Here is a 14,442-nt window from a genome sequence, read left to right on the forward strand (position 1 = left end):
TATTAATTATCTCACTAAAGCTATACCTTTCTTTATGTATCTTAACATAGTTTTGTTTTTTTTCGCCGACCTACTTACTCGTGTTTGATGGGGCGGACTTTCTCGGCTTCTAAATAGTCTTCGGGGGAGATATAGGTGTCGCTTTTACTTGCAACCATATAATTTTGAGGTTGGTGATACCAATTTTTTATGAGGCCCCGTAGAATCTGATCCCCCCTAGCCAAGGGCGGGCACGGGGGCACCGCCCCTACAAAGGGGGGGACAAGATTCTTCTCAAAGTCCCCTTCTTAAGGGGGATTTAGGGGGATCGAGATATGTGCAACTTCACATTAAATTGGTATGAGGATTAAACAATTATAGCCGTAGCACGGGCGAGGGCGGGACGCCATCGCCCTTTTTCACCTTTCCCCAAAGTTTTAACGTCGGCGCGGGGCCGGAAGCCTCGCACTATTGCCATTTTGCGGTTGCGGTTTTTCTTGCAGCTTCATTGTCAAACTAACCCGCTTTAACTTCTCATTCACCTCCAAAACCCGCACTTTCACAACTTGTCCGACTTTAACAATCTGTTTCGGATCTTCCACGAATCGATCGGCTAATTGAGAAACATGAACCAAACCATCTTGGTGCACTCCCACATCAACAAAGGCTCCAAAGTTAGCTACATTCGTGATTATGCCTTCTAATTCCATCCCAACTTGTAAGTCGGAGATTTCTTTGATTCCTGCTTGGAAAGTGGCATATTTAAACTCGGCTCGCGGGTCTCTTCCCGGTTTTTCTAGTTCGGAAATAATGTCTCTGAGTGTTGGTTCTCCGACTTTTTCGGTGACATATTTCTTGATGTTTACAGTCTTGATTTTTTCCGAGATTTGTGTTATTCCTGTCAGCGGCAAGTCTAAATCCTTGGCGATCGCCTGCACTACAGGATAACTTTCTGGATGAACTGCTGTATTGTCCAGGGGGTTTTCGCCGCCGCGAATGCGGAGAAATCCGGCTGCTTGTTCAAAAGCTTTTGGGCCGAGTTTGGGAACTTTCAGGAGTTGGCGACGATTTTTAAATGCGCCGTTTTCGTTGCGGTAATTAACGATATTTTTGGCAACTGTTGCCGTCATTCCTGACACAAATGTCAGCAATTCTTTGGAGGCTGTGTTTAAGTCAACTCCGACATAGTTAACGCAGCTTTCGACTGTTTCGTCGAGTTTCTTTTTGAGCAGTTTTTGGTCAACATCGTGCTGGTATTGACCGACTCCTATTGATTTCGGGTCGATTTTCACGAGTTCGGCGAGGGGGTCTTGCAAGCGCCGTCCGATGCTGACTGCGCCGCGGACGGTGATGTCCAGATCTGGAAATTCGGCGATCGCCACCTCGCTTGCGGAATAAATCGATGCACCGGATTCATTCACCATGACTTTAATCGGTTTCCTGTCCATTTGGGCCAAAACTTCCGAAACAAATTCGTCTGTTTCGCGGGAAGCTGTACCGTTGCCGATCGCGATTAATTCAATTTTATATTTTTCAATTAAATGCTTGACAATTTTACCAGCTTGTTGTCGCTGAGCGGCCGCTTGGTGGGGGAAAATTGCTTGATATTCTAAAAATTGCCCGGTTTCATCGAGGGCGGAAACTTTGCACCCTGTGCGAAATCCCGGATCGATCGCCAATGTGGGTTTCATTCCCGCCGGCGCCGACAGCAGCAACTCGCGGAGGTTGGTTTCAAAAGTGGCGATGGACTCGATATCAGCGACGGCTTTGTTGTGCGATCGCACTTCTGTAATTAACGAAGTCTTCATCAGTCGGTTGAAGGCATCCTTCAAAGTCGATCGATAAAACTCTTTAACTTCCGGTATCCTAGTTCTAATTTCCTGACCTTCCAAATAAGCCATCACTGCGGATTCATCAAACGCCAGTTCCAAATCTAAAACCCCTTCCGTTTCTCCGCGAAACAGCGCTAACATATTGTGCGACTGAACGCTTCTCGCTGCAACTTGATAATTGCGGTACATTTCAAATTTAGTGCTTCCTTCCGGGAAATCCTCTTTAATTTTCGAGACAAAAACTCCTGTCTTCATCAAAAACTCTCGCAAATAAGCCCGCAATTCTGCTTTTTCCGAAACCGCTTCCGCCAAAATATCCGCAGCACCTTTGAGAGCTTCTTCTGCTGTTTTAACTCCCTTTTCTTCCGAAATATATTTAGCTGCTTCCGCCTCAAAATCGGCTGGTTTAGCCGTCGGTAAGTTCAGAGTTTTGATAAAATTGGCCAGCGGTTCCAAACCTTTTTCCCTAGCAATTGTCGCTCGCGTTCGCCGCTTGGGTTTGTAAGGCAGATAAAGGTCTTCGAGTTCGTTTTTTTGCAAACACGATTCGATTTTAGCTTGCAATTCTTCAGTGAGTTTACCCTGAGAGCTAATCGTCTCTAAAATCGACTTTTTGCGGTCTTCTATTTCCGTCAGATAGGTGAAGCGATCGGAGATATCCCGCAACTGAATTTCATTCAGCAAATCCGTGCGTTCTTTGCGGTAGCGGGCAATAAACGGAATAGTGGCTCCCTCGGCGAAAAGTTCCAGAGCATTATTGACTTGAGACAGATTAATGGAAAGTTCTTGAGCAATCAGTTGAGGAATGTCGATCATAGTGCAGAATTTCGGAACAGTCAATTTTAGATTTTAGATTTTAGATTTTAGATTAACTTCACAGAAGAGAGGAAGAAAATGGAATCATCCCATTTTTGTTAAAATCGCTTTCTAGGAGTGCGATCGTCCCGCACAGCAAAGCCGATATATCTCGCTTCTAGCTCTCCGGCTTGCACTCCTGTGAAAGCATCATTGGGATGTTCCCGTGATGTTAGCATAAATGCAGTCATTTCTCAATATTATATGTTTCCTTTTAAATATCCTGTGCCGCAAACCGATCCGCCGCGATCGCCCCGAGAAACGCTGCCGACGATGTACGATTTACCCAGCGAAGACCCGGAGGAACCTGGTTTGCCTGACGAATTTCACGATTTACAGCCGCAGTTGTTGAGCCTGACGTTTCGACCTCGGAATTACCCGGCTTCTGAGATATTTAGCGGCACCGACATGAACCTTTATTATGACGTGCAGCACACTCTGTGGCACAAGCGGCCGGATTGGTTTGCAGTTGTGGGAGTTCCCCGACTTTACGATCGATCCGAACTGCGGATGAGTTATGTTACTTGGCAGGAAGGCGTGAATCCTTTTGTAATTGTAGAACTGCTTTCGCCGGGAACAGAAAAAGAAGATTTAGGCGACAAGACCGATGAAGAAAAGTTGCCACCTCAGTCGGGAAACGCTGCCGGTAACGGGCAATTTTTGCAGCCGGAGACGAAGGAGGAACCGCCTAGAAAATGGGAGGTTTACGAGCAAATTTTGCGGGTTCCTATTTATGCCGTTTTCAGTCGCTATACTAACAAATTGCGAGTGTTTGAATTGAAGGGCGGACACTATCAAGAATTAGAATTGCCGGAGTCGCGAGTGTGGATTCCTGACCTAAGTTTGGGGTTGGGTTTGTGGCAAGGAGAGTTTCAGGGAATCGATCGACTGTGGTTGCGCTGGTATGATGTTGATGGCAATTGGATTCTCACTGAAGCGGAACAGCAACGGCAGCGGGCCGAGTCAGCGGAATCTAGGGCTCAACAAGCCGAAGCTCAATTGCAGTCTTTAATTCTGCGGCTGCGGGAATCTGGCATCGATCCCGATCGATTTTTAAATGGTTAGAGAGGACTGAAGTCCTGACTAATAGTATGTCCGGTTGATTACCCCTAATACGGTAGGGGCGGGTTCACGAAAAATATCTACCAATAATTGACAATCTCAAAAACCCGCCATTTTAATCGCGGTCACTGGATCGGACATGATATAAAAACTGGTTCGCAGTCAGGACTGTAGTTTGTTTTTACTTCAACATAAGACTCAAGGCCTCACTACGCACAGGCTTTAAGATTTGATCGCAACTTGATTGCTTGCGGCTTGTTTGTTGGTTGCTGCTACTCTTTGCGGTCAAGTCATCCCTGTAGGGAGAATGATGCAAATAAGCTTGACCGACAGAACCGAAAAGTTGCAGTTTGTCAGAAATGACCCATCGCATGGCATCGATAGCTTTTTCCATTATTTCCAACAAATCTGGATGTGGCTCAGAAATGCTACTTTTTAACACGTCCATATAAGCTTCGCGAACTTCCGTATTCACATTAAATTTAGATACTCCGAGTTTAATACATTGATGAATCATTGACTCCGGCAAACCGCTAGCACCGTGCATCACTAACGGCACTGAAACAGCAGCCCGGATTTTTGCCAGACGCGGAAAATCGAGTTTCGGTTCGCTCAAATATTTGCCGTGAACGTTACCAATTGTTACGGCTAAAAAATCCACCTTAGTTTCTTTGATAAACTCTACTGCTGCTACGGGATCGGTCATCCTTGCGGCTTTCTCCTCGCTTGTCAAACCTTCTTCCCTGCCACTCATTCTGCCGATTTCTGCTTCAACTGCCGCACCGTTAGCGTGGGCTAATTTAGTCATTTCCCGGCTAAATATTAAGTTTTGTTCGTATGGCAAAAAAGAACCGTCTGCCATAATTGATTTGATACCGGCGGCTAGGGCGAGGTGAATGTCTTTTTCTGAGGGGCCGTGATCTAAGTGTACTGCGATCGGCATTAAAGATTTGCCGGCCGCTTTGATGCACAGCGCGACTAAAGGCGATTGTCCGTATTGGAGGGCGCTGGGGTGAATTTGCAGTATAGCAGGACTGTGCAGCGCTTCGGCCGCATTGATCACGGCTTTTACTCCTTCGAGGTTGTAGACGTTAAAAGCGCCGATCGCATAACCATTTCTCAAGGCCGTGTTCAGCAATTCGCTAGTTGACGCGAGCATATAGTACCTACTTTAAAAACTTTTCTGAATGTCGATCATTCTATCAAAGTTCTAGGGCAAGCTCAGCTTAATTTGTGTTTATTTTAATTGCGAATTCTTCGGCGACGATTTATGTGAAGTGCATTTATTCTTGGGTAAGGTGCGCCTAGCGCACCCTACTATTTGTTTGGTGAGCCTAGCGCACCTTACTCCTTGAGTGATTTACTATGTTTGTGCGTTACCAGCGTGCAAACCGCATTCTTTTACGGTCGCTTCTTCCCACCACCAGCGACCTTCGCGTTCGTGTTGGTTCGGCAATACCGGCTTTGTACAAGGTTCACAACCAATACTTACAAAACCGCGTTCGTGCAACTTGTTGTAAGGCACATCCAAAGCGCGAATGTATTCCCAAACCTCTGCCGAAGACCAGTTTGCTAACGGGTTGAATTTAATTAATTCATGGTCAGGAGTTGAGAATGCAGTGTCAACTTCAATGACCGGAATACCGTTGCGGGTACTGGGACTTTGGTCTTTCCGCTGACCAGTGATCCAAGCATCGAGAGTATTCAGTTTGCGGCGCAGCGGCTTGACTTTCCGCACGCCACAGCATTCTTTGTGACCGTCTTGATAAAAACTAAACAATCCCTTTTCTTCAACTAGGGCTTGTACTTCTGCTGCATCGGGAAACATTACTTCTAATTTAATGCCGTAATGTTTTCTGACTTGATCCAAAAACTGATAGGTTTCTGAGTGCAGTCGTCCGGTGTCTAGGGTAAAAACGCGGAAATTTTTGGTAATTTTTGAGGCAATATCGATCAGAACTACATCTTCTGCACCGCTGAAAGAAATTGAGATGTTGTCAAAATTTTCTAGGGCAAATTTGAGAATTTCTCGCGGTGTTTTTTGACTGTATTCTGCTTCTAGGGCGGCAATGTTGAGATTTCTTTGGATGGCAACCATATTTTCGGGTCTGAGCGTGTTCTTTTTCTCTAGCCCTTTATTATAGCCGATCGCCGTCTCTCCCTCACCGACTAATTTGACAATCAAGCAATGTCGTCCGGGGCCGCCGGATTCATCCGTGAAGCCAGAAAAAAGCTGCGACTGCTCATCACCAGCCCCCGGATTTATCAGTGGGAGCGCTTTCTTCTATTCTAAAATCTAAAATCTAAAATCTAAAATCTAAAATCGATTGACCGCATCTTGCAGCAGTCTTTTCGGCTGGGCCCACAATCAAGCTCAAGGATGGCGATCGCCTGCTGGTAGCAGTTTTGGTGAACCCAACACTCCTCTACTGGGTAAACTGGGACTGTCGCACGGCCCATTGATATCAAATCTGTTAGCATCGGAATTATTCCTATCTCTATTCTTTTCATCAGCGTCAATCTCTTGTCCGGGGCGGTGAAGAAATTATCTTTTTTTGACCGCATATACAGGCAGATGCAACACAGATAAACGCTGATGAATTAGATTGTTGACTGTTGACTGTATTTTACTATTTCGATGCTAGCTGAATTGATATTAATTTGCAATTAATTATAAGATACACACAAGAATATTCATTAAATGTCATTGGAAAATTAGTCAAGTTTAACTGGTTTAATTAATACAGTAATAGCGATTACTAAGGATCGTGGATTAAATAACTTCCGTAGGTTGGGCCCGTGGAACGAACCCTCCGTTTCACTCCGCCCAACGCCACGCTTGATTGTTGGGTTTCGTTCCTCAACCCAACCTACAAAAAATGCAAGTTATTTAATTCTCATTCCTAAGCGATAGCGTGCTGTATCTGGCCTAAAAACAACCTTTTTTATTTCCAGACTAGCACCGATTTCGCTATTTTTTACTTGCAATTTATGGCGTTACCTAAATAATGTATATAGCACAATTTAGGCAATACATCAAAGTTAATTATTGAAATTGAAGCTAAACAAAAGTATAAAAACTAGCTTTTTTTCGCATATATCTTTATATCCCCCTCCTAAATTATTGGTAAATTTCTTACTCACTCCCCTTGCTAAGGGGAGGGTTGGGGTGGGGTAAAAAATTACGACTACGGCAAGGATTTATATACTAAGAGCTGTTGGTTTTCAAACAGCGAATTACCAATAATCAATTACTAAGTGCCGATTAATTTATTCAGAGCGATTCCGTTAGTAAAGTAAATTTTTATCGCTTTTTATCGCTGACAGCTAACCTTGAGCCATACGATCGGCTATATTGTATTTAGAAGTACATTAATTTGTCCGCAAAGCGGTATAGTCCCATCGCCGCCGATCGCGTCAGCTTCTGAATAAACATAGTCCGCTGTCAATAACAGCAAGGAAGTGTGGAATCATGTCCAAAATTTTAGTAGTGGACGACGTAAAGAGCGAACTAGAAATCATCTGCCGCATTCTTCAAGATGCCGGACTGGATGTGATCCGGGCAGGCGACGGCGAAGAGGCGATCGCCATGATCCGCAAAACCCCTCCGGCTTTGGTCGTTTTAGATGTAGTGATGCCGCGAATGAACGGGTTTGAAGTGATCAGAGAATTGCGGGGCGATCGGGCAACTGCAAAATTGCCCGTAGTATTTTGTACTCATAAAAACACCGAGATCGATAAAGCTTGGGGAACTGATTTAGGGGCCGACGCTTACGTCAGCAAACCGTTTGAACCTCAGCAACTCGTCCACATAGTGCAGCGCTTGCTTTCAGCGTAAACTGAATATAAAGCGATCGACCACTTCCCAACAAACATTATACCGACAAACCCCGTTTTTTTTAATAAACTGGGTTTTTGAATTCCATAAAAGTTTATGTTTAATGATAAAAACCTGCTTATTTGCCCAGCCGCGATTTATTTAACGGAAACATTTGAGGCACCCAAAGTGATGCTGAAAAACTCGATCGGCGATCGGCTTTAGAGTCAAAGCAAAACTCTAATTTGTAAGGTACACTAGAAACTAAAAATCAGCCATGAAAATAACGGCTCCCCCCGCTGGAGGGCATCAGACAAGTGCAACAAAGCAATTTCTCCTGTTCGGTCAAGGAGGCAGTCTGTTCGGCATAGAATTAGAGGCAGTGCGGGAAGTCCTTTGCCTCAAGGAACAACCGATTTCCCTGGTTCCCAACACCCAGCCATTTTTGCTGGGATTAACCAACTTGCGGGGCGAAATCTTAGCAGCAGCAGACTTCGGACTGTTTGTCGGTATTGAGTCGGTTGACGCCTACCACCCAAACAGCCGCATCTTAGTGGTAGAAGCGCCCGATCCACGAGACGTGAGATTGTTGTCGAAAATGCGCCTCGGATTAGCCGTTTCCCGCGTCGAAGGAGTTTTACCTCTCAATCCCGATCGCATTGTCTCAGCACTAGATGTCAGTCCCGACCTAGCTCCCTTCTTAAAAGGTCTGTACAATTCCGAAGGACGCTTGCTAATGATTGTCGATGTAGAAGCGATCGCCCATTCCGAACGCTGGTAAAAATCAACAATACAGATAAGTCTGCAACGGCTTTGCATCAATAATATTAACTAACGATCGCCCGCATCCTATTTGCCCATCCTTAATTTTATGATCGAAATTCTCTATACCTGGATCGCAACGACTTTCACCCTGACATTGCCTGACTTGTCCTCATCGGTGGTAGCTGGGGCTGCTAATGTCATCATTTCTGGGTGTTACTTTTCCATCGCCTGGCTAATCAGCTTAGCTTTGTGGCGAAACCGTCAATTCGGGTTCGACATCTTCGCCACAGTCACAGCCTGCATATTTTGGACCTGCGCTTTGGGCCATAGCGGCCACGCAGCCGAATACCTAGGACTGCCACACTCTCCGGTGGCGCAAACAGTGTCGGATTGGATAACTGTAATTGCGGCGATCGCTTTTTTGAGTTTGTCCAACCGCTACACCTTCTTAGTAGGTTCCACCCAAATCCTTAACTCTAAAAAAGAAACAGAACAAGCACTGAGCGAAACTACCCAGCGATTTCACGCAATCTTCGACCAAGCTTTTCAAGCGATCGCATTATTGGAGCCCGACGGTACTCTGATCGAAGCAAATCAGACAGCGCTAGAATTGGGCGATTTCCAAGCATCAGAAGTCCTGGGGCTGAAATTTTGGCTGACACCAGGGTGGGCATCATCTCCAACCAACCAGCAGCGCCTAAAAACGAACATTCAACAAGTCTCGGCCGGCAAGTTTGTCCGGGAAGAATACGAAATCACCGGCTTCAACAACCAGGTGACAGTAATTGACGTGTCGTTTAAGCCGCTGTTAAATGAAACAGGAGAAGTATTTCAAATCCTCGCCGAAGGCCGCGACATTACCCAGCGCAAACAGACAGAATCCGCATTGCAGCAGCTAACGGCAGAACTAGAGCAGCGAGTGAATGAAAGAACCGAGCAGCTCCTGCAAACTAACGCACAATTGGAACAGGAAATTCGCGATCGCACCGCTGTACAAGAGCAATTAAAAGCCTCAGAACAATTCTTAAACAACATCCTCAATAGCATCCCAGACCCGATTTACGTCAAAGACCAACAGCACCGCTGGATAATATTAAACAATGCCTTTTGTGAATACATAAATCACAGCAGAGAAGAACTAATTGGCAAATCCTACGACCTGTTTTTGTCCAAACAGGAAGCACAGACATATCGAGAAAAAGACGAATTAGTTTTCGTGACAAATACCAGCACCGAAGTCCAAAAAACCATCACAGACCGAGCAGGAAACACCCGCTTTCTCTCCGCCAAAAAATGTACCTTTGTAGATGCCGAGGGCAGGAAATTTCTCGTTTGCGCGATTAGAGATATCACCAATCGCGTGGAAATGGAAGAACAACTGCGACAGACACTGGCCGAAATAGAAAGTTCCCAAAACTTGCTGCGAACAGTCATTGACGCTACGCCAGACTGCATTTTTGTCAAAGATCGAAACTTGCGCTACACCCTAGTCAATGCAGGTTTCGCCGCCGCCTTCGGCAAAACTCAAGCAGAAATTATCGGCAAAGACGACGCAGAAATCGGCATATCGGTCGATCGAATCTTCGCCAACTTCCAGGCCGAAACCGATTCCCAGAACCAAATCCAAAACTTCCGGGCCGGCAACCACCTCGCGCCGGCCTCCAACGACTTAGCCACCTTAGCCGACGGCAAAGTACACACCTTCGACACCCAGAAATTGCCCCTCCAAGATGCAGAAGGCAACATTTTAGGAATCCTCTGCTTCGCGCGCGACATCACAGAGCGCCGCAAATCGGAACAAGAACTATTGCGGTTCAAAGCAATTTTAGAAACCACAACAGACTGGGTAGGCATAGCCGACTCCCAACAGCGCGCCATTTATCTCAACCGCGCAGCCAGAGAAATGTTGGGAGTTGGCTCTGACGCAGATTTAACCGGAATCCGCATTTCTGACCTGACATCCCCCAAAAGTATCGACACTATTGTGAACGTCGGTATCCCCGCAGCTTGCCGGGACGGGGCGTGGAGTGGCGAGACAGTTTGGCAGAGTTTAGACGGCGAAGAAATACCAGTTTCTCAAGTAATTGTTGCCCACAAATCCGAGAATTCAGAAGTTGAATTTGTCTCAACGATCGCCCGCAACATTACAGAACGCAAGCGCGCCGAAGAAGCATTGCAGCAGAACTTGCAAATGCTCGATCTTGCCAGCGATGGCTTGATCGTTCGGGATATGGACGGCACGATTAATTATTGGAGTCAGGGAGCCGAACGGATGTACGGCTGGACAAAAAAAGAAGCCTTGGGGAAAATCACCCATACTCTATTGCACACCATTTTCCCCCAGCCTTTAGCCGCTATTTCGGCACAGTTAGAAGAGCAGGATTATTGGGAAGGAGAAGTAATTCACACCACCAATTATGCTACCAAAATTACCGTATTCAGTCGCTGGAATTTGCAGCGAGACGAACAGGGAAAACCGAAAGCAATTTTAGAAACTAACAACGACATCACGGAGCGCAAGCAAGCCGAAATCGAAAAGCAAAGATTGATTTCGCTCGTAGAAAGCAGCTCGGATTTTATCGGCACGGCTACCCTGGAGGGAGAGGCAACATACCTGAATGTCGCGGGAATGAAACTAGCAGGATTGCGAAATATTGAACAAGTCAAAAGCAAAAGTATGTATGACTTCTTCTCAGTAGAAAATGGTAAGATTTTCAAAGAAGAAATCGTGCCGGCTACTGTGCGAGACGGTTTTTGGCAGGGTGAATTCCGCTTGAGGAACTTTCAAACCGGCGAAGACTTTCCGGTTGACTTCACCCTATTTACAGTCAAACACCCAGAAACCGATGAGCCTATGGGGTTCGCAACAGTTACTCGCGACATCAGCGATCGCAAACGCGCAGAAGAGATGGTGCGCGATCGCGAAAGACTGTTCCGAGCCATTTTTGACCAATCGTTCCAATTAGTGGGGCTGCTCAAACCAGACGGAACCGTTTTGGAAGTCAACCAAACAGCCCTCGCCGTCGCCGGAATGGAGCGCGAAGACTTCGTAGGCACGCAGTTTGCAGATAATTTGTGGTGGCAAATTTCTCCAGAAGCCAAGCAAAAAGTGCAAGCAGCGCTCACAAAAGCTGCAGCCGGCGAGGTAGTCCGCTACGAAGCCGACGTGCTCGTTGCTGGGGGTGCTGTGATAACTGTGGACTTCTCCCTCAAGCCGATCGTAGACGACAGCGGCAAAGTCGTGCTGCTAATTCCAGAAGGCCGCGACATCAGCGATCGCAAAGCCCTAGAACGAGAATTAGTTTTGCGTCAAAGTCGCTTTGACGCATTTTTCGCAGCCGCCCCGGCCTCAATGTTTATTTTTGACGAGCAGTTGCGCTTCGTGCAAGTTAACGAGAAATTAGCGGAAACCACCGGCGTCTCAGTTGCCGAACACCTCGGCAAGACTGTGAGGGAAGTTATACCCGAAATGCTCGATACCCTACAGCCGATGCTGCAGAAGATTCTCGCCACCAACCAACCGTTTTTAAACGTTGAGGTGTCGGGTTCAATCTTCAACGAACCGGGCGTCATGCGAGATTGGCTGGCGTCATATTTTCCTTTGCCCGGATCTGACGGCAAACCCATCGGTATCGGGGCTGTGGCGATCGAAATTACCGATCGCAAAAAAGCAGAACTAGAGCGCGATCGATTTTTCACCCTGTCTCTCGACTTGCTTTGTATTGCAGATTTTCAAGGCAAATTCAAGCGCGTCAATCCCGCTTGGGTAAAAAGCCTCGGCTACACCCTAGAAGAACTGGAAGGCCAACCTTTTCTCAATTTCGTCCATCCAGACGATCGCGAACAAACAGTAGGCGAAACCGGCAAATTATCCAGCGGCCTCGAAACAATCGCTTTTGAAAATCGCTACCGCTGCAAAGACGGTTCCTACAAGTGGCTGTCGTGGAAAGCGCGACCTGAAGCCGAACAAAAGTTCATATATGCAGTGGCTCGCGACGTTACCGAGAGCAAACAGGCGATGGTGCAACTGGAAAAAACAACAGCCCAATTAGCCCGTTCCGAAGACCAATTTCGGCAGCAAACCAATCTCTTGCAACTGCTAATAAATAGCATTGGCGATGGCATAATTGCTGCGGACGAAAATAACAATTTTGTGTTGTTCAACCCCGCCGCCCAAGATATCTTTGGCACGGGTTCGACAGATACTCTTCCCGACGAATGGTCAACAAGATACGGTTTATTCTTGCCCGATACGGTAACTCCCTATCCCCCAGCCGAAATACCTTTAGCGCGCGCAGTTCGAGGAGAAGCCTGTGACGAAGTAGAGCTTTTCACCCGCCACCGAGGGAAGCCAGAAGGCCTGTGGGTGAAAATTAACGGCCGGCCGCTCAAAGACGAAACGGGGGCGCTTAAAGGCGGCGTAGTCGTTTGCCGCAACGTCACCGAACAAAGAGCATCCCAGCAGCAAATGCAGCAGTTGGCCGAGGCACAGGAACGCTTGCTGCAAGAACTTAAAACCCGGCAAAATGCTCTCGACGAATCGGCGATCGTCAGCGAGACCGATCTCCAAGGCATCATTACCTACGTCAACGACGGATTCATTGAAATCTCCGGTTACAGCATGGGAGAACTCCTGCACCGCAACCACCGCCTCGTCAATTCCGGCTACCATCCCAAATCATTTTTTGAAGAAATGTGGGTGACACTTTCTCGCGGTTTGGTGTGGAAAGGGGAAATCAAAAACCGACGCAAAGATGGCTCGTTTTACTGGGTAGATTCGACGATCTCCCCCATTTTTGATACCAGCGGCAAAATAGTCAAATATATCGCCATTCGCTTTGACATCACCGAGCGCAAAGAGGCAGAAGAACGACTAGAAAAATTGGCAGCAGAACGTAAAGCTGAAGCTGATTCTCTGACCCAGCAAGTCCTTAAATTGTTGGGAGAAATTAAAGGCGCGGCTCAAGGCGACTTGACAGTCAGGGCGGAAGTGACTAACGACGTTTTAGGTGCTGTCGCCGACTCTTTCAACTTCTTAATCGGTTCTCTGCGGAAAGTGGTAACGGGAATTCAAACTTTAGCCGAACAGGTAACATCTGCCACCGGCGAGTCAATTAAAAATACCAGTCAACTCACCCAACAGGCAGAAATTCAAGCAGCAAAAATATCTGCCATCATGCGCGAAATCGAGCGGATTGTGAATTCGATCCGCGACGTGCGAGATGTTTCGGTGCGGGCAGAAACAGTGGCTCAGCAGTCTTCTCAAACGGCTGAAGTCGGCGGTATGGCAGTCGATCGAGCTGTCGAAGGTATTAACGGGCTCCGGTTGACGATCGCCTCTACCTCGAAAATGATGAAGCGTTTGGGCGAATCTTCGCAGCAAATTGGCAAAATTGTGACTTCGATTTCTCAACTTGCTTCGCAAACTAATTTATTAGCTCTGAATGCTACTATTGAGGCGGCGCGAGCCGGCGAACAAGGTTTAGGCTTTGCAGTTGTTGCCGAAGAAGTGCGGAAATTAGCAGAAAGATCCGCCGGCGCTACTGAGGAAATCTCGGAAATTGTCGGTACAATTCAAGAAGAAATCAGCCGCGTGATGAAGGCAATGGAATCCGGGACGCTGGAGGTAGTGGAAGGCACTAAGCTGGCAAGCGAAGCTAAAACTCACCTCAATGCCATCATCGAAGTTAGTCGAGAAATGAATGCTTTGGTGCAGAATATTACTAGCGCATCTGCCAAGCAAACTGTTTCGGCTGAGGGAATTGCTAACAGTATGCAGCAAGTCAACGAGATTGCGAATACTACCGCACAAAAAGGTGCGGATGTAAAAGCATCTTTGGACGAGTTGTCTGGTTCTCTGGGTCAATTGCAAAAGTCGGTGGCGAATTTCCGTTCGTAATTTTAGAACCCCGACTTATTGAAGAAGTCGGGGTTCTGGGTATTGTGGCAGTGTGCGATGAATGGTAAGATGGATGAGTATTTGAAATACTTTTAGGTTGGGGCTATAGTGTTTGAGATTGAGTTTACAGACCAAGCGATTGAGGATTTGCAGTGGTTTAACTACCAGCCGGGAAGTCCCGGGCGTATATTTAGAGGGGATTAATCTGAGCGCTGCGCCCCGTACCCCGTTGG

At 46.8% G+C, this 14,442-nt stretch carries 9 protein-coding genes; 5 read left to right on the forward strand and 4 right to left on the reverse strand.

Annotated features, from left to right (window positions below):
* Nucleotides 1–416: 416 nt before the first annotated feature.
* Together QUA00_RS33755 and QUA00_RS33760 are read right to left on the reverse strand one after the other, a co-directional pair.
* Nucleotides 417–2,627, reverse strand: coding sequence for a Tex family protein (locus tag QUA00_RS33755; RefSeq protein ID WP_333309084.1), 2,211 nt, complete (start codon nucleotides 2,625–2,627; stop codon nucleotides 417–419).
* Between the two features lie 98 nt (nucleotides 2,628–2,725).
* On the reverse strand, nucleotides 2,726–2,857 hold the full coding sequence (locus QUA00_RS33760; RefSeq protein ID WP_333412836.1) for a hypothetical protein: 132 nt from the start codon (nucleotides 2,855–2,857) through the stop codon (nucleotides 2,726–2,728).
* 13 nt (nucleotides 2,858–2,870) lie between these two features.
* On the opposite strand from QUA00_RS33760, the gene QUA00_RS33765 reads away from it, so the two are divergent.
* Nucleotides 2,871–3,731: a Uma2 family endonuclease gene (locus QUA00_RS33765; protein ID WP_333309083.1), complete on the forward strand. Its 861-nt coding sequence runs from the start codon at nucleotides 2,871–2,873 to the stop codon at nucleotides 3,729–3,731.
* Nucleotides 3,732–3,909: 178 nt separating this feature from the next.
* On the opposite strand, the gene QUA00_RS33770 is transcribed toward QUA00_RS33765, so the two are convergent.
* On the reverse strand, nucleotides 3,910–4,887 hold the full coding sequence (locus QUA00_RS33770) for a class II fructose-bisphosphate aldolase (protein ID WP_333143354.1): 978 nt from the start codon (nucleotides 4,885–4,887) through the stop codon (nucleotides 3,910–3,912).
* Between the two features lie 204 nt (nucleotides 4,888–5,091).
* The gene (locus QUA00_RS33775) at nucleotides 5,092–5,913 is read right to left on the reverse strand and encodes a phosphoadenylyl-sulfate reductase (protein ID WP_333309081.1); all 822 of its coding nucleotides are present in this window, start codon (nucleotides 5,911–5,913) and stop codon (nucleotides 5,092–5,094) included.
* Between the two features lie 142 nt (nucleotides 5,914–6,055).
* Between QUA00_RS33775 and QUA00_RS33780 the strand changes: the two genes are divergently transcribed.
* The 4 genes from QUA00_RS33780 to QUA00_RS33795 all read left to right on the forward strand — a co-directional run bounded on the left by QUA00_RS33780 (nucleotide 6,056) and on the right by QUA00_RS33795 (nucleotide 14,209).
* Nucleotides 6,056–6,268 carry a hypothetical protein gene (locus tag QUA00_RS33780; protein ID WP_333412838.1) on the forward strand — a complete coding sequence of 71 codons (213 nt, stop codon included), beginning with the start codon at nucleotides 6,056–6,058 and terminating at the stop codon, nucleotides 6,266–6,268.
* Between the two features lie 932 nt (nucleotides 6,269–7,200).
* Nucleotides 7,201–7,566: a response regulator gene (locus QUA00_RS33785; protein WP_333048274.1), complete on the forward strand. Its 366-nt coding sequence runs from the start codon at nucleotides 7,201–7,203 to the stop codon at nucleotides 7,564–7,566.
* A 256-nt stretch (nucleotides 7,567–7,822) separates the two neighbouring features.
* Nucleotides 7,823–8,326: a chemotaxis protein CheW gene (locus QUA00_RS33790; RefSeq protein WP_333412840.1), complete on the forward strand. Its 504-nt coding sequence runs from the start codon at nucleotides 7,823–7,825 to the stop codon at nucleotides 8,324–8,326.
* A 90-nt stretch (nucleotides 8,327–8,416) separates the two neighbouring features.
* Nucleotides 8,417–14,209, forward strand: coding sequence for a PAS domain S-box protein (locus tag QUA00_RS33795; protein ID WP_333412842.1), 5,793 nt, complete (start codon nucleotides 8,417–8,419; stop codon nucleotides 14,207–14,209).
* The last annotated feature ends 233 nt before the right edge of the window (nucleotides 14,210–14,442 follow it).

It is taken from the genome of Microcoleus sp. T2B6 (assembly GCF_036700475.1).
In the GTDB taxonomy this organism is placed as follows: Bacteria; Cyanobacteriota; Cyanobacteriia; order Cyanobacteriales; family Microcoleaceae; genus Microcoleus.

Coding starts and splice junctions, on each gene's coding strand:
- QUA00_RS33770 (WP_333143354.1), bottom strand. CDS start 4,887: ATGCTCGCGTCAACTAGCGAATTGCTGAACACGGCCTTGAGAAATGGT.
- QUA00_RS33785 (WP_333048274.1), top strand. CDS start 7,201: ATGTCCAAAATTTTAGTAGTGGACGACGTAAAGAGCGAACTAGAAATC.
- QUA00_RS33795 (WP_333412842.1), top strand. CDS start 8,417: ATGATCGAAATTCTCTATACCTGGATCGCAACGACTTTCACCCTGACA.
- QUA00_RS33760 (WP_333412836.1), bottom strand. CDS start 2,857: ATGACTGCATTTATGCTAACATCACGGGAACATCCCAATGATGCTTTC.
- QUA00_RS33765 (WP_333309083.1), top strand. CDS start 2,871: ATGTTTCCTTTTAAATATCCTGTGCCGCAAACCGATCCGCCGCGATCG.
- QUA00_RS33755 (WP_333309084.1), bottom strand. CDS start 2,627: ATGATCGACATTCCTCAACTGATTGCTCAAGAACTTTCCATTAATCTG.
- QUA00_RS33790 (WP_333412840.1), top strand. CDS start 7,823: ATGAAAATAACGGCTCCCCCCGCTGGAGGGCATCAGACAAGTGCAACA.